This is a genomic window from Pseudomonas sp. GW823-FHT03E05 (assembly GCF_058796855.1).
Window position 1 is genome coordinate 28748 of record NZ_JBXAJB010000005.1, and the last position, 17401, is coordinate 46148.

General features: G+C 64.2%; 14 protein-coding genes and 1 pseudogene. 10 read left to right on the forward strand and 5 right to left on the reverse strand.

Going from position 1 to position 17401, the window contains the following annotated elements:
* Positions 1-196: 196 nt before the first annotated feature.
* Positions 197-1093 carry a PA4780 family RIO1-like protein kinase gene (locus AC1RCO_RS20570; RefSeq protein ID WP_011059077.1) on the reverse strand — a complete coding sequence of 299 codons (897 nt, stop codon included), beginning with the start codon at positions 1091-1093 and terminating at the stop codon, positions 197-199.
* Between the two features lie 599 nt (positions 1094-1692).
* Between AC1RCO_RS20570 and AC1RCO_RS20575 the strand changes: the two are divergent.
* Positions 1693-2625, forward strand: a pseudogene (locus tag AC1RCO_RS20575) (cache domain-containing protein); the annotation flags it as partial.
* A 129-nt stretch (positions 2626-2754) separates the two neighbouring features.
* Positions 2755-3483, forward strand: coding sequence for a methyl-accepting chemotaxis protein (locus AC1RCO_RS20580; protein ID WP_370511280.1), 729 nt, complete (start codon positions 2755-2757; stop codon positions 3481-3483).
* An 83-nt stretch (positions 3484-3566) separates the two neighbouring features.
* Here AC1RCO_RS20580 and AC1RCO_RS20585 read toward each other — a convergent pair whose 3' ends face one another.
* A complete protein-coding gene (locus tag AC1RCO_RS20585; RefSeq protein WP_492617998.1) occupies positions 3567-4844 on the reverse strand; it encodes an acetyl-CoA C-acetyltransferase in 1278 nt (425 codons plus the stop codon).
* Between the two features lie 130 nt (positions 4845-4974).
* On the opposite strand from AC1RCO_RS20585, the gene AC1RCO_RS20590 reads away from it, so the two are divergent.
* Positions 4975-6327, forward strand: a complete 1353-nt coding sequence (locus tag AC1RCO_RS20590; RefSeq protein WP_492617999.1) for a 3-oxoacyl-ACP reductase — start codon at positions 4975-4977, stop codon at positions 6325-6327.
* Between the two features lie 2 nt (positions 6328-6329).
* Positions 6330-7184, forward strand: a complete 855-nt coding sequence (locus AC1RCO_RS20595) for a MaoC family dehydratase (protein WP_123473036.1) — start codon at positions 6330-6332, stop codon at positions 7182-7184.
* A 6-nt stretch (positions 7185-7190) separates the two neighbouring features.
* On the opposite strand, the gene AC1RCO_RS20600 is transcribed toward AC1RCO_RS20595, so the two are convergent.
* A complete protein-coding gene (locus AC1RCO_RS20600; protein WP_011059072.1) occupies positions 7191-7640 on the reverse strand; it encodes a DMT family transporter in 450 nt (149 codons plus the stop codon).
* A gap of 416 nt (positions 7641-8056) precedes the next feature.
* Here AC1RCO_RS20600 and AC1RCO_RS20605 point away from each other — a divergent pair, with 416 nt between their 5' ends.
* Both AC1RCO_RS20605 and AC1RCO_RS20610 read left to right on the forward strand, forming a co-directional pair.
* Positions 8057-9670 carry a collagen-like triple helix repeat-containing protein gene (locus AC1RCO_RS20605; RefSeq protein WP_492618000.1) on the forward strand — a complete coding sequence of 538 codons (1614 nt, stop codon included), beginning with the start codon at positions 8057-8059 and terminating at the stop codon, positions 9668-9670.
* A 191-nt stretch (positions 9671-9861) separates the two neighbouring features.
* Positions 9862-11538, forward strand: a complete 1677-nt coding sequence (locus tag AC1RCO_RS20610) for a ShlB/FhaC/HecB family hemolysin secretion/activation protein (RefSeq protein WP_492618001.1) — start codon at positions 9862-9864, stop codon at positions 11536-11538.
* Positions 11539-11613: 75 nt separating this feature from the next.
* Here AC1RCO_RS20610 and AC1RCO_RS20615 read toward each other — a convergent pair whose 3' ends face one another.
* Positions 11614-12024, reverse strand: a complete 411-nt coding sequence (locus tag AC1RCO_RS20615; RefSeq protein ID WP_011059069.1) for a response regulator — start codon at positions 12022-12024, stop codon at positions 11614-11616.
* A 182-nt stretch (positions 12025-12206) separates the two neighbouring features.
* Positions 12207-12413: a Flp family type IVb pilin gene (locus AC1RCO_RS20620; RefSeq protein ID WP_011059068.1), complete on the reverse strand. Its 207-nt coding sequence runs from the start codon at positions 12411-12413 to the stop codon at positions 12207-12209.
* Positions 12414-12740: 327 nt separating this feature from the next.
* On the opposite strand from AC1RCO_RS20620, the gene cpaB reads away from it, so the two are divergent.
* Genes cpaB through AC1RCO_RS20640 form a run of 4 tightly spaced genes read left to right on the forward strand, consistent with a single transcriptional unit; the run spans position 12741 to position 17401 of the window.
* Positions 12741-13673: a Flp pilus assembly protein CpaB gene (cpaB, locus tag AC1RCO_RS20625; RefSeq protein WP_065364926.1), complete on the forward strand. Its 933-nt coding sequence runs from the start codon at positions 12741-12743 to the stop codon at positions 13671-13673.
* Between the two features lie 19 nt (positions 13674-13692).
* On the forward strand, positions 13693-14946 hold the full coding sequence (locus tag AC1RCO_RS20630) for a type II and III secretion system protein family protein (protein WP_065364945.1): 1254 nt from the start codon (positions 13693-13695) through the stop codon (positions 14944-14946).
* Positions 14943-16130, forward strand: coding sequence for a CpaE/TadZ family protein (locus AC1RCO_RS20635; RefSeq protein ID WP_015634013.1), 1188 nt, complete (start codon positions 14943-14945; stop codon positions 16128-16130). Before AC1RCO_RS20630 ends, AC1RCO_RS20635 begins: the two co-directional genes overlap by 4 nt.
* Positions 16127-17401: a TadA family conjugal transfer-associated ATPase gene (locus AC1RCO_RS20640; protein ID WP_011059064.1), complete on the forward strand. Its 1275-nt coding sequence runs from the start codon at positions 16127-16129 to the stop codon at positions 17399-17401. The genes AC1RCO_RS20635 and AC1RCO_RS20640 overlap by 4 nt, the downstream gene beginning before the upstream one ends.

Consider the following 17401-nt stretch of genomic DNA (forward strand, 5'->3'; position numbering starts at 1 on the left):
GGCGAGGCTGCGAAAAGGCCCGCAGGACCTTGCTTGGCGATCTCCCGCCAGACCTCGGCGCCCTCAAGATCCCTGCGTCCCTTCGGGCCGTGCGCAGCCTTCGGCAGCGGCTACAAGATGCAAGGTGCAAGGGGCCCAGGGGCCGGGTAGTTTGCGGGAATGAAAAATCCGGCCAAGGCCGGATTTTTTTATGGCATCACTGCATCCAGGGCGGAGGCGGTGGTTCTTCGGATTTGCCCGGCGGCGCATCATCCGCCGCGCGTACTGCCTGGCGACGCTCCTCGTCCAGGCGCGCCGCTTCGATCTCGCGGATCACGCTGCCGACATCCGCCAGTTCTTCGGGGTCGTCGAACTCGCCGGTCAGCACGCTGCCCGGATGCAAGGTGCCAGCCTCGTACAGGGCCCACATTTCCTTGGCATACCGAGTGCCCTTGAGTTCCGGGGCAAAACGCCCGAAATAGGACGCCATGTTGCCGACGTCACGCTCCAGCATGCTGAAGGCATGGTTGTTGCCGGCAGCATCCACCGCCTGGGGCAGGTCGATGATCACCGGGCCATCCGGGGTCAGCAGCACGTTGAACTCGGAAAGGTCACCGTGCACCAGGCCGGTACACAACATCAGCACGATCTGGGAAATCAGGAAGGCGTGATATTCACGGGCCTGGTCCGGTTCCAGCACCACATCGTTGAGCCGCGGCGCCGCATCGCCGTACTCGTCGGCCACCAACTCCATCAACAGAACACCTTCGAGGAAGTCGAACGGCTTGGGCACCCGCACCCCGGCATTGGCCAGACGGAACAACGCCGCCACTTCGGCGTTCTGCCAGGCGTCCTCGGTTTCCTTGCGCCCGAACTTCGAGCCCTTGGCCATGGCCCGCGCCTGACGGCTGTTACGAACCTTGCGCCCCTCCTGATACTCCGCCGCCTGACGGAAACTGCGTTTGTTCGCCTCCTTGTAGACCTTGGCGCAACGTAGCTCGTTGCCGCAGCGCACCACATACACAGCTGCCTCTTTACCACTCATGAGTGGGCGCAGCACCTCGTCTACCAGACCGTCTTCGATCAGCGGTTCAATGCGTTTTGGAGTCTTCATCAGCTTTTATTGTGGGTCCCTTGTTACCAAACACGCGAAAGTCACTCGTTATACGGCAATCCTCCCACGACGGGAAAGGGCTGCCGACCACCGAGCGACAGCAATGCACTCAATGTGCCAGATCAATCCATCGACGCCGCCAAGGATCATAGCCGAGACGGCGTCCGCAACCGTCCATCAGTGGCACTCGGGCCAGCCCCTTCGCGGGCCTGCCCGCGGAAGTTTTTTTCTGCCTGCGGCTCAATATTGCCCGGCGCCAGCCGAAGCCCTCAGAGAGACAGGGAGTTTGTCCGACAATCCAATAAAGACGTCAGCCACCGGCCAAGGTTCGATCGCCGCGGGCTCGACTTCACCCCAGGGATGCAATCAGCGTCATCTTTCAAGCTGCCGATAAATCCGCGAGTCGCCTGCACTTCGTGGTCTTACAAAAAACTGGAGCGCGGATGAACATCAAACAGAAATTGACCTGGGCCTTTGCCGTTATCGCCAGCCTGCCCGTGGTGCTGGTAGCCACGCTGGTGGTGATCAACCTGCGCAGCGAGGCCGAAAACACCTTCGTCGACGGCAGCGGCCGCGAGATCCGCCAAGTGGCCAACGCCATGCAGCTGTTCTTCGAAGGCATCAGCCAGAACATCGATTACCTGGCCGCTCAACCCTTGATCACCCAGGCCGGCGACAACCTCAAGACCTGGATGAGCGCCGATGCCGCGAAGGCCCCGGAAGGCGAGCAGGACAAACGAATCTTCGAGCTGTTCGCCGCCATGGCCGCCAGCCATCCTGCCTATTCCTATGTGTCCTATGGCGTGAGCAACGGCGGATACGTCTCCTGGCCCGCCGACCTGAAGCTGGCCAACTACGACCCCCGCGTACGCCCCTGGTACAAGACCGCCCAGGCCAACCCGGGCAAGACCCTGCGCACCGAGGCCTATTACTGGGCCAGCGACGATGCGGTGCTGGTCAGCACCGTGCGCTCGCTGGCCAACCAGTTGGGCCCCCAGGGCGGCGTGGTCGCAGTCGACGTGTCGCTCAAGCAGCTCACCGAGATCGTCAAACAGATCAAGCTGGGTGAATCGGGCTACCTGATGCTGATGGAAAACAACGGCACGGTGCTGGTGGACCCCAAGCAGCCGGAGCACAACTTCAAGGCCCTGGGCAGCCTCGGCGAGGGTTACGCGCAACTGGCCAAGGCCGGCAAGGGCCTGGTGCAGGTGGAACTGGGCGGCGAGCACTACATGGCCAACGTCTGGCCTTCGGAGCAACTGGGCTGGACCTTCATCGGCCTGATCAAGCAGAACGAAGTCATGGGCGCGGCCACCCAGCTGACCTGGATCATCGCCGGTATTGCCGCGATCCTGGCGGTGCTGTTCGCAGTGCTCGGGGCGAGTTTCGCCAGCCTCATCGTGCGGCCGATCCGCGGCGTGGCCAGTGGCCTGGAAGGCATTGCCCAAGGCGAAGGCGATCTGACCCGCAGCCTGAATATCCGTGGCAGCGACGAAACCGCGCAGTTGGCCAACTGGTTCAACCAGTTCCTGGCAGCAATCCGCAACCTGATCCAGAGCATCGGCCAGGCCGCGCAGAAGATCCTCGCCACTTCCCACAGTTCGACCCAGGTCTCCAGCGACATGGCCGAAGCCGCCGGGCGCCAGCGCGAAGCGGTGGACATGGTGTCCACCGCTTTCCACGAAATGGTCGCCACCGCCAACGAAGTGGCCCGCTCCTGCAGCCAGGCCGCCGAGTCGGCGGACAGTGGCCAGCGCCAGGCCCGGGAAGGCCAGCAGCAGATCGATGACGCGGTGCACAGCGTCGATCGCCTGAGCCAGGAGATCGAACAGTCGGCGCAGTCGATGCAGCAACTGGAACGCGACAGCACCGACATCCAGTCGATCCTCGGCACCATCCGCTCGATCGCCGAACAGACCAACCTGCTGGCGCTGAACGCGGCCATCGAGGCCGCCCGGGCCGGGGAGCAGGGTCGCGGTTTTGCCGTGGTGGCCGACGAGGTGCGGGCCCTGGCCAAGCGTACCGCCGACTCCACTGCCGAGATCGACGGGCTGCTGGGCAACCTGGCCAAACGCACCAGCGCCGTGACCCAGCAGATGCACGCCAGCCTGGAAGTGTCCCAGCAGTCGGTGAACCGCATCGGCCTGGCTCGCAACAGCTTCGGGCAGATCCGCGAATCGGTGGACGTGATCCGCGACATGAACACCCAGATCGCCACCGCCGCCGAAGAGCAGCATCAGGTGGCGGAAGACATCAACCGGCACATCAGCCAGATCCATGGCGATGCGCAACTGGTGGCGGAACTGGCGAACTCGGCGCGCCTGGACTCCCAGAGCCTGGCGGGGCTATCCAATGAGCTGGACGCCCTGGTACGGCGCTTCAAGACCTGAAGACGCTTTCGCCGGCAAGCCGGCTCCTACGAATGGGCGGCATTTCTGTGTAGGAGCCGGCGGGCCGGGGAAGGCCACGAACCTCAGCGCTCGATGATCGCCGTCACACCCTGGCCGCCCGCGGCACAGATGGAAATCAGCCCGCGCCCCTGCCCCGCCACACTCAGCAGCTTCGCCAGGTTGGCGACGATGCGCCCGCCGGTGGCGGCAAACGGGTGCCCTGCCGCCAGGGAACTGCCTTTGACGTTGAGCCGGGCGCGATCGATGCTGCCCAGAGGTGCCTCCAGGCCCAGCCTGGCCTTGCAGTACTCGGGGTCTTCCCAGGCCTTGAGAGTGCACAGCACCTGGGCGGCGAAGGCTTCGTGGATCTCGTAGTAGTCGAAGTCCTGCAGGCTCAGGCCATTGCGCGCCAGCAAGCGCGGCACGGCGTATACCGGGGCCATCAGCAGCCCCTCGGCGCCGTTGACGAAATCCACCGCCGCGGCCTCGCCGTCGCGCAGGTAGGCAAGGACCGGCAGGCCCCGCTCCCTGGCCCACGCTTCACTGCCCAACAGCACCAGCGAGGCGCCATCGGTCAGGGGCGTGGAGTTGCCCGCCGTCAGCGTGCCGCTGGCGCTACGGTCGAAGGCCGGCTTGAGGCTGGCGAGCTTTTCCAGGGTCAGGTCCGGGCGCAGATTGTTGTCCCGGGTCAGGCCGAGGAAGGGAGTGATCAGGTCGTCCTGCCAGCCTTCGGCGTAGGCGGCGGTCATTTTCTGATGGCTTTCCAGGGCCAGTTGATCCTGATCGGCGCGGGCAATGTTCCAGGTCTTGGCCATCTGCTCGCAGTGCTCGCCCATGGACAAGCCGGTGCGCGGCTCGCCATTGCGCGGCAGTTCCGGCCTGAGGTGATGGGGCCGCAGTTGCAGCAGGGTCTTGAGCTTGTCGCCGGTGCTCTTGGCGCGGTTGGCCTGCAACAGGATCTTGCGCAGGCCTTCGTTGACCCCGATCGGCGCATCCGAAGTGGTATCCACCCCGCCGGCGATGCCGCAGTCGATCTGCCCCAGGGCGATCTTGTTGGCCACCAGCAGCGCCGCTTCCAGGCCCGTGCCGCAGGCCTGCTGGATATCGTAGGCCGGGGTGGTGGGCGAAAGCCGCGAGCCGAGCACGCATTCGCGGGTCAGGTTGAAGTCCCGGGAATGCTTGAGCACGGCACCGGCGGCCACCTCGCCAAGGCGCAGGCCGTGCAGGTTGTAGCGCTCGATCAGGCCCTCCAGGGCGGCGGTGAGCATCGCCTGGTTGCTGGCGGTGGCATAGGGGCCGTTGGAACGGGCGAAGGGGATGCGGTTGCCGCCGATAATCGCGACGCGACGCAGCTGTGTCATGGAAAGCTCCCTATTCTGTGAGTGCGACTGCGGTGGGTACCTCCTCCAGCGTAGGAGGGATCTGGCCGATCGAACGACCCAGGGCCATTCATGGTCCACACTTTGAACCCCAACCTTCGGAGTGCGTTCCATGTCTGACCGTTATATCGACTTCGCCAACTCGTCCATCGGCCAGCGCCTGGTCGGGGCTCTTGGCCTGCCGTCGCCGGTACGCCTGGAGCGCTGGCAAGCCGGTCGCCTGCGGCCTATCGAAGGTGCGCTGTTGCTCGGCGGCGGCGCGCTGGCACAGCAGGTGGCCGCCCTGGCGCCGCGCCTGACCGATGGCATCTACAGCTATGGCGCCGACCCGTCCCTGGCCACCCCCTGGATTCCCGGCCACGGGCCCCGGCTCAAGGCCGTGGTGTTCGACGCCAGCGAGCTGCTGCACACAGACCAGCTCAAGCAATTGCGGGAATTCTTCCAGCCACTGCTGAGAAACCTCGAGCCCAGCGCCCACCTGGTCATCCTCGGGCGCGCCCCGGAAACCCTTGACGAGCCCTTCGCCGCCAGCGCCCAGCGCGCCCTGGAAGGCTTCAGCCGCTCCCTGGCCAAGGAACTGCGCAACGGCGCCACCCTGCAATTGCTGTATGTGGCAGCCGGAGCGGAAGAACAGCTGGAAGGCGCCTTGCGCTTCTTTCTCTCGCCCAAGAGCGCCTACGTTTCCGGGCAGGTGATCCGCTTGCAGCCCTGCGCGACCCAGGTCCAGGACTGGAGCCGCCCGCTGGCCGGGCGCAAGGCCCTGGTCACCGGCGCCGCCCGCGGCATTGGTGCGGCCATCGCCGAAACCCTGGCCCGGGACGGCGCCCAGGTCCTGCTGCTGGACGTGCCCCAGGCCAAGGCCGACCTGGAAGCCCTGGCGGCCCGTCTCGGCGGCCGCGCCATCTGCCTGGACATCTGCGCCGAAGACGCTCCGGCACAGTTGATCGAGCAACTGCCGGAGGGCATCGACATCCTGGTGCACAACGCCGGCATCACCCGGGACAAGACCCTGGCCAACATGACCCCGGAATACTGGGACGCGGTGCTGGCGGTGAACCTCAATGCGCCCCAGGTGCTGACCCAGGCCCTGCTGGACAGCGCACGCCTGCACGACCATGGCCGGGTGATCCTGCTGGCCTCCATCAGCGGCATCGCCGGCAACCGCGGGCAAACCAACTACGCCGCCAGCAAGGCCGGGCTGATTGGCCTGGCCCAGGCCTGGGCGCCGCTGCTGCACGCCCGGGATATCAGCATCAATACCGTGGCGCCGGGCTTCATCGAGACCCAGATGACCGCCAAGGTGCCCTTCGCCCTGCGCGAAGCTGGAAGGCGCATGAGTTCCCTGGGCCAGGGCGGCCTGCCCCAGGACGTTGCCGAAGCGGTGGCCTGGCTCGGCCAGCCGGGCAGCGGCGCCGTCAGCGGGCAGGCCCTGCGGGTCTGCGGACAAAGTCTCTTGGGGGCCTGAAAATGACTGCACACTGGCACGAACTGAACCTGCCCGCGTCTCTGCCGCCGCTGTTTCTCAAAGCGGCAATGCGCCGACGGATCAACGGCACGCAGTTACCCGAATACGGCCTGCGCTGCTGGATCAGCCTGGCCCCCGGGCAACTGGCGGGCTACCGCAAGGTCTGCGGCTTTGCCGATAACGGCCTGCTGCCCGCGACCTACCCTCATGTACTGGCGTTTCCCTTGCAGATGCAGTTGCTCACTGCCCGGGACTTTCCATTTCCACTGCTGGGGCTGATTCACCTGGGCAACAGGATTCGTGTGTTGCGCCCCATGGGCAATGTCAGCAGCGTTCGAATCGGGGTCCAGGTGTGCAACCTGCAACCCCACGCCAAAGGCGCAACATTCGACCTGGTGACCACAGTGGACGATTTGCTGGGCCCCCTCTGGGAAGCGCAAAGCCGCATGCTCTGCCGTGGAGTCAAGTTGGCGGGAGAACCTTCCAGCCAACACTTGCCCAACGCCGACAACCTCGGCGAAGTCGCCTGCTGGCGCGCCGAGCGCGATATCGGCCGGCGCTACGCCAGGGTTTCCGGCGACTACAACCCGATCCACCTGAGCGCCTGGAGCGCCCGGCTGTTCGGCTTTCCCCAGGCCATCGCCCATGGCCTGTGGAACAAGGCGCGCACCCTGGCAGCCCTGAGCGAGCATCTGCCAGCAGCGAACATCGAAGTGACGGTGCAGTTCATGAAGCCCGTGCTGCTGCCCGGCGAAGTACGCCTGCTGGCCAGTGCCGGGGGTTCAAGCGGAGAACTGCAGTTGCTGGGCAGCGGCGAGTTGCAGCATATGCTGGGCAACTGGCAGCCCATCGCCTGAGGGGCCTCAGCCCCGGCGGATCAGCACCACCCCGACGACGATCAGCAGCAATCCGGCAATCTTGCCGAGGCTGACCGGCGCTTCCCGAAACCCTACCCAGCCAAAGTGGTCCAGCGCCAGAGCCATGCTCAACTGGCCGGCCAGCACCAGCGACATGAACAGCAGGGCGCCGACCCGCGGCCCGGCAAAGGCGGCCGTGGTAATGAAGAACGCCCCCAGCAGGCCGCCGCACCAATGCCACCAGGTCAGGCCCTTGAGGGCACCCAGGGTCGGCATTTCGCGCTGCAGCACCACCAGCACCAGCAGCGCCGCGGTGCCGACGAAAAAAGAGATCAGGGCCGCAGCCAGCACCCCGCCGACCTGCTTGGCCAGTTGACCGTTGATTCCGGCTTGCAGGGCGAGAAAGGCTCCGGCAACAAACGGCAGGCACAGCAGCCACCAGACAGGCGTCAGCATATTGAGCTCCAGAGAGTTTTGGGCGGCGCAGTATAAACCAGGCCACCATCCCATCCCCCTGCCAGCCATTAAACGCCAGCGAAAAAGTGCAAGTACCGCGAGCTCAGCACAAAAACTGCCTATTAATTGTGTATATATAACTTTAGTTGAACGAGAACTTTTCAAGGGCACTACAAAACATCAAATCATTGTTTTAAAACAATTCATCACACACTAGGAGCGCCAACCAATACTTTGAGACTAGCTACTTGTAAATCAATTAACCGAACAAAATAAGTCATTAATACCAAGTTCATAATTGTTCAATTTATTCCCTGCGCCTTTTATGTAGACAACGGACGAAGGTATCTCCAGCGCAAGAACTGGAGAGCTATCGAAAACAACGAACGTTGTAACAGGTGCAAGGAATACCAGACATGAAAACTCAATTCGGATGGAAAGCGTTAACGGCAATAACCATGATCCTGACCCTCAGCCTGGCAGGCTGCAGCGGCGGTGGTGGCGGTCATAAAAGTGGTGGCAGCAGTTCGCCAGCCAGTGCCAGCGGCGGTACTGACGGCACCGGTGGCACTGGTGGCGGCACCGGCGGAACAGGAGGCACTGGAGGTGGCACTGGTGGTACCGGTGGAGGCACAGGCGGTACCGGCGGCACTGGCGGAGGCACAGGTGGCACAGGTGGAACTGGCGGCACCGGAGGAACTGGCGGTACCACCACTCCCCTGACGACCAGCAGCCTGGTCTCGGATCTGGGTACCACCCTCAGTGGCGTCGGTACCGGTGTCAGCGGCCTGGGCACTTCCCTGGCCACCGTACCCGTGGTTGGAGGCGTGGTACAAAGCGCCGTCAACACCACCGGCAACGTGGTGGACACCGTCGGTGACGGCCTGACCAACGGCCTCGGCACTTTGGGCACCGATCCCAAGGCCCTGAGCAAGACCACCGCCACCGTCGGCAACGTGGTCAGCGATGTGGGTACCGGGGTCACCGACCTCAGCGGCAAACTGGCAACCACCACCCAGAGCGTTCCGGTAGTGGGTGGCCTGGTGACCAGGGTGGCTCCGGTAGTCGGCGGCGTAGGCACCCGGGTGACCATGCTCGGTAATACCCTGAGCACCGTCACCAGCAGCGGACCTCTGGGAACACTGACCGACAATGTCGGCGACAAGGTACTGGTTCCAGTGGTCAGCCTGGCGGAAGACGTGACCGGCAATATCGGCGGCGCCACCGGTCTTGGCTCCCCTGTAAAAGGTCTGCTCAATGGCGTAGCTCAGGCCGTGGACAGCACCGGTAACAAGATCACTGACGCTGGCAACGGCAACCCTGTAACAAATCTGTTGGGCAACACCCTGAGCAACGCAAGTACGGCCGTGGGCACTGCCGGCGGTTATGTGAGCAACTCGGGTAGCGGAACCGGGAATGGCAGTGGCCTCGGCGGCAACAACGGCCTGCTGGAAACTGTCGGCGGTGCAGTGGCCAACTTGAGCAACGGCCTGAATGCCGGCAATACCAACGGTACCGTTAGCGCAGGCGGGGTCACCGGAGCGGCAGCCGGCAACCTGATCGCCTCGGTAGGCGGCGCTCTGGGCGGCAGTGGTACCCCTAACCTGGTAGTCACTGCACCATTGGCCAGCGTCGGAGTGAGCCTGGGTTCGGCATTGAACCCCGTCACCAGTTCGGTCGCCGGCCTGACTCAGCAAGTAGGTGCAGCTACCGGCCTGGGTAGCCCGACCAGCAGTCTTCTGGGCCAGGTGGGCGGCGCAGTCAGCAACGTAGGCGCGGGCGTGGCCAGCAATAGTGGCGCCAATCCGATAGGTACCGCCTTGGGCGGCACCCTTGGAGCCGTGGGCAACACCGTGGCTTCGGTTGGCGGCCTGGTCAACGGCAGCACAGCGCCCAGTGGCGGCTTGCTCGGTGGCCTTGGCGCCAACGCCAGCGCCAGTGGCAGTGCCTCTGCCGGTGCGGGCCTCAATGGCGGCCTGGGTGGCGTGCTCGGCGGCCTGACCGGCGCCCTGGGCGGCAACAAGAAATAATTTGCACCTGGCCGATTCGACGGCCTCACCTGCAGCGCCTACGCTTGGTTGAGGGCGAGAGATTCCCATGAGTCTCTCGCCTTTTTGTTTATCCAGAGACAAGCATCCAGAGCCAGATCGTGGCCAAGACCCGAGCGGCAACTGGAGCCAGGAACTTTCTACACCGCTGCGGCTCGACCATGGAGTGTCCTATGCGCACGTTGGCCAGTTTGTTGTTAGTTGGATGCTGTACCTCCGTTTACGCCGACTCCCTTCCGCGCTTTCTCAACAGCAATGACAGCATCAACAACCTGCCCCAACCCAACCTGCCGGTGGATGCCTACCGCCCGGCAACTCCGCAACCGCAACTGCCCGAGCAACCCACTGCGCCGCAAGGCCAGCAGCCGCTGATGATGGGCACCAAGGTCACGGTGCGCCAGGTGCAGATCGAGGGCGGCACGGTCTACCCCCTGGAAGAACTGGCAGCGATCTACCAGCCACTGATCGGCCACGAGGCCAGCTTCGGCCAGTTGATCGAAGCCACGCGCAGCATTACCCGGCGCTATCAGAAGGACGGCTACCTGCTGTCCTACGCCTTCATGCCACAGCAGAACTTCGACCAGGGCGTGCTGCGGGTAGTGCTGGTGGAAGGCTACATCCGGGACTACCAACTGCAGGGCGACATCGGCCCGGTATCCGCCTACCTGGAAAAACTGGTGAGCAAACTCAAGGCCGAGCGCCCGCTGACCCGCAAGACCTTCGAACGCTACACCACACTGATGAGCAAGGTTCCCGGGGTCACTCTGCAGGCGGTAGTGCCGCCACCGGGCACTACCGACGGCGCGACCCAACTGGTGGCCGTGGCCAGCCGCAAGGCCATCGCCACCACCCTCAACAGCACCGACGACAACCGCAACGGCCTGCAGGCCCTGGTGGGCATCACCAGCAACTCGCAGACCGCCTGGGGCGAACAGCTCAGCCTCAGCGGGCTGTTCCCGCCGGGCCACGACAAGGAACACTACTACCGCCTGGACTACAGCCAGTTGCTGGGTTCGGAAGGCACGCAACTGAGCCTCTACGGCGCCCGCTACCGCGCCGACCCACGGAGCAACGTGCAGCTGGACAACGGGATCGAGCTGGAGCCCCATCGGGAGAACGACCGCTTTTCCATCGGCGTCAGCCACCCTTTCATCGCCTCGCCCAATGAAATGCTCACCGCCGGCACACGCCTGTATGCAGTAAATGACAAGACCCGTTACCGGGTCAGCAACAGCCCGCTGACCCTGGAAGAAAAAACCGACATCCGCGCCCTGGCGCTTGAGGCGGACTGGAGCAAGTCCGATCCGCGCCAACTGCGGATTCTCAGCGCCGGCCTGTATCGGGGCCTGGACAGCATGGGCGCCGAGACCAACAACAGCCTCTATGATCTGGATTTCTTCCGCCTGCGCCTGGCCGGGGTACAGAGCGATCGTTTCCTGGACAATTGGCAAGGCGTGCTTTCCGCCGCCTGGTACTGGAGCAACGACAACCTGCCCGACAGCGAGCGGGCGTCCTTTGGCGGGCAGAACTTCGCTCGCGGCTACCCCGATGACCAGGCGACCGGGGACAAGGGCTGGGGCGTGGCCTACGAAGTGAACTACAGTTTCAACCGCGAGGGGCCCTGGGTGCGTGTGCTGCAGCCCTATGTGGTGCTGGACCGCTCCAAGACCTGGTTCAACCAGCTGCCGGTCAGGGGCAGCAGCCTGTCATCCGCCGCGGTCGGTTTGCGTTTCGGTGATGCCAAGCACTACAACATCGCCCTGGAAGCGGCCAAGCCAATGTCCGATGAAGCCCTCGACACCTACAACCGCAAGCCACGCTATACCTTGAGCTTCAGCTATCAACTTTGAGCATCCGGATGACTGAGACCCGCTTTCGAGCGGGTCTTTTTTTGCCGCCAGGACAGCACCGGCCAAACCCTGGGGTCAGGGGCCAACGATATGCAGCCGGGGTTCGGGAAACAGATTGTTGAGGGTTTCCAGCAGGCGCACGTGGTAGATCGGCTTGCGAAACAGGTCCAGGACCTGCAGCCGCAGCAGGTCGCTGACGTCATCCATGTCGGCATGCCCCGACATGACGATCACCGGCAGGTGCTGGCGCGCGGTGTGCTCGCGCAGGCGCTTGATCAGCGACAGGCCGCTTTCCTCGGGCATGCGCAGGTCAGTGATTACCAGGGCGATATCCGGATGCCGGGTGAGGTGGTCCAGGGCAAGTTTCACCGAGGTGGCAGTGAAGCAGCAGAAACCCTCGCCTTCGAGCAGTTCGGCAAGCTCCAGCAATGCATCCTCTTCGTCATCGACCAGAAGAAGTTGCTGACGTGAGGATGGGGAAGTCATGGACGGTACCCTGGTGTGAACTTCATGCAAGTGGGTGAACGCAGCCAATGCACAGCCGGCCGGGCGGAACCTAACCACCAGCAGGCCTTTGGTTAGGCAAACCGCAGGCCTGCACGAGACCCGGAGGGCTGGAAGGTCGGGCGATCACAGCCCAGCGGCTGCTCAGCTGGGCCCCTCCATGCTCAAGGGGTAGGACGGGTGACGGTTGTGCCTCCGAGGTTAGTCAGGATGTTGTTGAAAATGGCCAGAACACGATCGCCCAGGGGGGTGACGAACGCCACGACCACAACGGCCACCATGGCCACGACAATGGCGTACTCGATGGCGGATGCGCCTTCGGTGCGGTCAAAAAACTGGCGCGCCCTGAGCAACAAGTATTGGAAAATCATCCTAGCTCTCCTTGCGCCGCAAGGCGCCGTTGGAACAGCACCGGGCAAATTCCCCGGTGCCACCTGAGCATTGTCAACAAAGACCGGCCCAGCAACTGTAAGAACTGATTAGTCAGTAAGTATTAATTGGAAGGTAGGTGCCAAAAAACCTGCCCATGTGGACAGACTCATACCTTTGTTAGCTATTTTTGGATGAGTTAATGGCATTTCGTCCTAGCTCTACTACCTTCACATAGCGAAATAGTTGCATGTTCATAGCTGCCTGATTGCGAAATTAACTCGTTTGGAATCACGGGCTGGTAGTGCAGCAGGAAAGGGAGAGCCTTCATGAACAGTCGCCTCACCATGGGTCTGGCCGGACTTCTTCTGGTAGGTGCGGTGTTTTTCGGTTACTGGGGCCTGGTTCTCAGTCGTAAACCCGAACCAGCACCATCGGTTCAACCCGTGGCGCCCAGTGTCGTCGAACCAACCACCAGCGCAGAAGACCAGACCCGCCAACCGGTGGTCGTGCTGGTGCGCGATGTGCCGCCCTTCGTGCCCCTCGCCGCCGACGATCTGGCGCTGGAAAAACTGCGTACCGCGCCGGCCGGCAGCCTCAGCGCCATCAGCCAGGCGGTGGGCCGTACACCCTGGCGGCAGTTGAATGCCGGCACCTGGCTCAATGAGCAGAGCTTCAGTACCGGCGGCACACTGGCGCGGATGATTCACAGCGACGAACGAGCCCTGGCGGTCGCGGTCGACGAGGTGATCGGCGCCGCCGGGCAACTGAGCCCGGGGGACTATGTCGATGTCGTGCTGTTCCTGCGCCAGGACACCAGCAACCCGCAGCAGTCGGCACAGATCGCTGTGCCCGCTATGCGCGTGCTGGCTGTCGGCGAACAGCTGGGCCTGGCCAATGACGGGCAGCCCGCCTCCCCCGGGTTGAGCAACGAAGAAAAGCTCAAGCAGGACCAGCGCCGGCTGAATGCGCGCACGGTGGTCCTGGCCGTCCCCGAACAGCTCTTGAGCCGGCTGATGCTCGCCACTCAGGTCGGAGTGCTGCGCCTGGCCGTGCGCAGCAGCGAGGAACAGCGCCTGGCCCATTACTGGGCCGGCAACGAAGAAGCCCGCGAGCACCTCGATGCCGCCAACAGCAACCTGTTCCAGTTCACCCAACTTGCCCTGGGCAGCGCCCCGCGCGCACCGGCCGCCCAAGGTGGCGCCGCACGGTCGGCGGTGGAAGTGATCCGGGGCAACCAAGTCACTCAACAAACTCCCTGATTGAGCAAGGATGCACTACATGCGCAGTCGTTCCATGCCACTGTTCTCCGTACTGCTGACCCTGAGCCTGGGCCCGCTGCTCTGCACCCAGGCCCTGGCTGCGGCGGTGGCAGGCTGTTCGAGCCTGGCACCGTTGCCCGCAGCGCTGGAGATCGGCGAAGGCTTGCAGCAGGAGCTGCAATCTGCGGTGGCCATCACCCGCCTGGCGGTGGGCGACCCGAAGATCGCGGACGTCCAGACCACCGGCAACAAAGCCTTCCTGCTCACCGGCATGGCGCCCGGCGCCACCAGCCTGATGGTCTGGACCGCCTGTGCCAGTACCCCACGCCAGAGCATGGTGTTTGTCCAGGGCCGGGCCACCGCCGACATGAGCACCGGCCGCCTGCCGGCCAGTGACGATCCACTGCTGCCCAGCCAGGTGCAGACCGACATCCGTTTTGTCGAAGTCAGCCGCACCAAGCTCAAGGAGGCCAGCGTTTCGATCTTCGGCCGCGGGCACAACTTCCTGTTCGGCGCACCCGGCACCGCCCCCGTCACCGGTGGCACCTCCGGCAGCGTGACCCCGACCTTCGGCGGCCGCCGGACCAACATCCCGCTGGACAACGGCACCTTCAACATCGGCTTCGGCAACGGCCGGGTGCTGACCCTGATCAACGCCCTGGAAGGCAGCGGCTTCGCCTATACCCTGGCAAGGCCTTCCCTGGTGGCCCTCAGCGGCCAGAGCGCAAGCTTCCTGGCCGGGGGCGAAATCCCCATCCCGGTGCCCAGCACCGGCAGCAACAGCGTGACCATCGAATACAAGGAGTTCGGTATCCGCCTGACCCTCACGCCCACTATCGTCGACCGCGGGCGTATCTCCCTTAAGGTTGCCCCGGAGGTCAGCGAACTGGACTACAGCAACGCCGTGACCATTGCCGGGACCCAAGTCCCGGCGCTGACCATACGCCGCACCGATACCAGCATTTCCCTGGCCGACGGCGAAAGCTTCGTCATCAGCGGCCTGATCAGCACCAACAACAGCTCTCAAGTGAACAAGTTTCCAGGGCTGGGGGACATTCCGGTGCTCGGTGCCTTCTTTCGCGACACCACGATCAATCGCGAAGAGCGTGAACTGCTGATGGTAGTGACTCCGCACCTGGTCCAGCCCCTGGCCGCGGACGCCAAGCTGCCGGCCCTGCCCGGCGAACGGCTGCGCAACTACGACCCAAACTTCTACCGCATGTTCTTCCTCGAGAACGGCAACTTCGACAAGCGCAGCGGGTTGTCGCAATGAACCAGGACCTGAGCCAGACGTTTCTCGCCATCACCCGCAACAGCACCGACCTGGAGTGGCTGCAAGGCGCCCTGGCGCCCCTGGGCCAGGTCGTGGGTGCCGATGGCAGTCTCGACGAACTGCTGGCACTGGTGGATGTGACCTTCGCCAACCTGGTGTTCGTCGGCCTCGATCGCGAACACGTGGTGGCCCAGGCGGCCCTGATCGAAGGCGCCCTGGAGGCCAAGCCGATGCTGGCGATCGTCGCCCTCGGTGATGGCATGGACAACCAGCTGGTGCTCAATGCCATGCGCGCCGGCGCCCGCGACTTCGTCGCCTACGGCTCGCGCTCCAGTGAAGTGGCCGGGCTGGTCCGGCGTCTGAGCAAACGCCTGCCGGCAGTGACACCCAACACGCAACTGGGCGGCCTGACCGTGCTCTATGGCGCCCAGGGCGATGGCGACGGCGCCCTCCTGGCCAGCCACCTGGCGCTGGTGGTGCAAAAGAGCGGCCAGCAGACCCTGCTGCTGGACCTGGGCCTGCCCCGGGGCGACAGCCTGGCGCTGCTGGGCCTGGAAAGCTCGTTCCACTTCGGCGACGCCCTGCGCCACCTGCGGCGCCTGGATGCCACGCTGATCGACAGCGCCTTCACCAGCGCCGAGGCGGGCCTGCGGATCCTCGCCTACGCCAGCCACGACGCGCCTCTGGAGCACACCAGCGCGGCGGAGCTGTACATGCTCCTCAGTGCCTTGCGCCAGCACTTCCAGCACATTGTGGTGAACCTTGTCGGCCAGCCGGACAGCGAGGCCCTGCGTACCTTCGTCAGCCATTGCGACAAGCTGCTGTGGTGCACCGACCAGAACGTGCTCGACTGCCGGCGCAACCTGGCCATACTCAATCACTGGCGTGAAAAAGGCATGAAACTCGAGCATGCGCGCTTGCTGGTCGACCGCTACCTGCGCACCGTGGCACCGGATTCCGAAACCCTGGGCAAGACCTTCGGCCTGGAGGTGATCGCGGTGCTGGCCTACAGCCCCGAGGTGCGACTGAACGCCAAGAACCAGGGCGTTACCCTGTTCGAACTGGCCCCGCGCGAGGCCCTGACCCAAAGCCTGCGTACCCTGGGCGAGCGGCTGGCGAAACGCTCCCAGGGCCTGCCCAAGCCCAAGGCCGGCTGGCTCAATCGCATCATGGGGGGCAGATGAGCGGCGAAAAACTCTTTGGCGCCCCACCCCGCGCAGGCGCCGGCAACAGCGACCACGAAGGCCTGAAGCTGGTGCTGCATCGCTACATCATCGATGCCATCGAAGAGTCGGGGAAAAACCTGCTGGAAAGCTCCCGGCAGAACCTCTCGCAATTCGTCACCGACAAGGTGGCGGAGTACATCGCGCGCATGCACCTGGCGATCTCGCGCTATGAAATGGAGCGGCTGGCCGAAGAGATCGTCGACGAGCTGACCGGCTTCGGCCCCCTGGAAGTGCTGTTGCGCGATCCGGCGGTGACCGAGATCCTGGTGAACGGCCCGCATCGGGTGTTCGTCGAACGTGAAGGCGTGCTGCACCAGAGCGACCTGCGCTTCATCGACGCCCACCATGTGGAGCGGGTGATGCAGCGGATTCTCGCGCCCCTGGGCCGACGCCTCGACGAGTCCTCGCCGATGGTCGATGCGCGCCTGCCGGACGGCAGCCGGGTCAACGCGATCATCCCGCCCATCGCCCTGGACGGGCCCTGCCTGTCGATTCGAAAGTTTCGCAAGGACATGCTCAAGAGCAGCGACCTGATTGCCATGCAGACCATCGACCTGGCGATCTTCGAATTCATCCAGGAAGCGGTGGGCAAGCGCTGCAACATCCTGATCAGCGGCGGCACCGGCACCGGCAAGACCACCCTGCTGAACATCCTCAGCCAGTTGATCAACCCCCATGAACGGCTGGTCACCATCGAGGACGTGGCCGAACTGCAGTTGGGCCACCCCCACGTGGTCCGCCTGGAAACCCGCCCGCCCAATGCCGAGGGGCACGGCGAGGTGAAGGCCAGCGACCTGATCCGCAACGCCCTGCGGATGCGTCCGGACCGGATCATCCTCGGCGAGATCCGTGGTGTGGAAGTACTGGACGTGCTGACCGCAATGAACACCGGCCACGACGGCTCCATGAGCACCGTGCACGCCAACAACGCCCAGGATGCCCTGCTGCGCCTGGAAACCCTGGTGGGCCTGACCGGCCGCCAGATCGCCGAGCGCACCCTGCGGCAGATGATCTGTGCCGCCCTGGATGTGGTGATCCAGTTGACCCGGATGCCCGATGGCCGGCGTTGCGTCAGCGAAGTCGTGGAAGTGGTGGGCATACGTGACGACATCTACGTCACCAATACCCTGTTCCGCCTGGATCGTCGTACCGGCTTCGGCTTCCTGCGCGAGGCGATGAACCCTGCGGGTGACAAACTGCGCCGCGAAAGCGGGCTGGGCGTCAATTGA

Coding starts and splice junctions, on each gene's coding strand:
- AC1RCO_RS20595 (WP_123473036.1), top strand. CDS start 6,330: ATGACTGCACACTGGCACGAACTGAACCTGCCCGCGTCTCTGCCGCCG.
- AC1RCO_RS20610 (WP_492618001.1), top strand. CDS start 9,862: ATGCGCACGTTGGCCAGTTTGTTGTTAGTTGGATGCTGTACCTCCGTT.
- AC1RCO_RS20600 (WP_011059072.1), bottom strand. CDS start 7,640: ATGCTGACGCCTGTCTGGTGGCTGCTGTGCCTGCCGTTTGTTGCCGGA.
- AC1RCO_RS20570 (WP_011059077.1), bottom strand. CDS start 1,093: ATGAAGACTCCAAAACGCATTGAACCGCTGATCGAAGACGGTCTGGTA.
- AC1RCO_RS20630 (WP_065364945.1), top strand. CDS start 13,693: ATGCGCAGTCGTTCCATGCCACTGTTCTCCGTACTGCTGACCCTGAGC.
- AC1RCO_RS20605 (WP_492618000.1), top strand. CDS start 8,057: ATGAAAACTCAATTCGGATGGAAAGCGTTAACGGCAATAACCATGATC.
- AC1RCO_RS20615 (WP_011059069.1), bottom strand. CDS start 12,024: ATGACTTCCCCATCCTCACGTCAGCAACTTCTTCTGGTCGATGACGAA.
- cpaB (WP_065364926.1), top strand. CDS start 12,741: ATGAACAGTCGCCTCACCATGGGTCTGGCCGGACTTCTTCTGGTAGGT.
- AC1RCO_RS20620 (WP_011059068.1), bottom strand. CDS start 12,413: ATGATTTTCCAATACTTGTTGCTCAGGGCGCGCCAGTTTTTTGACCGC.
- AC1RCO_RS20635 (WP_015634013.1), top strand. CDS start 14,943: ATGAACCAGGACCTGAGCCAGACGTTTCTCGCCATCACCCGCAACAGC.
- AC1RCO_RS20640 (WP_011059064.1), top strand. CDS start 16,127: ATGAGCGGCGAAAAACTCTTTGGCGCCCCACCCCGCGCAGGCGCCGGC.
- AC1RCO_RS20590 (WP_492617999.1), top strand. CDS start 4,975: ATGTCTGACCGTTATATCGACTTCGCCAACTCGTCCATCGGCCAGCGC.
- AC1RCO_RS20580 (WP_370511280.1), top strand. CDS start 2,755: ATGGTGTCCACCGCTTTCCACGAAATGGTCGCCACCGCCAACGAAGTG.
- AC1RCO_RS20585 (WP_492617998.1), bottom strand. CDS start 4,844: ATGACACAGCTGCGTCGCGTCGCGATTATCGGCGGCAACCGCATCCCC.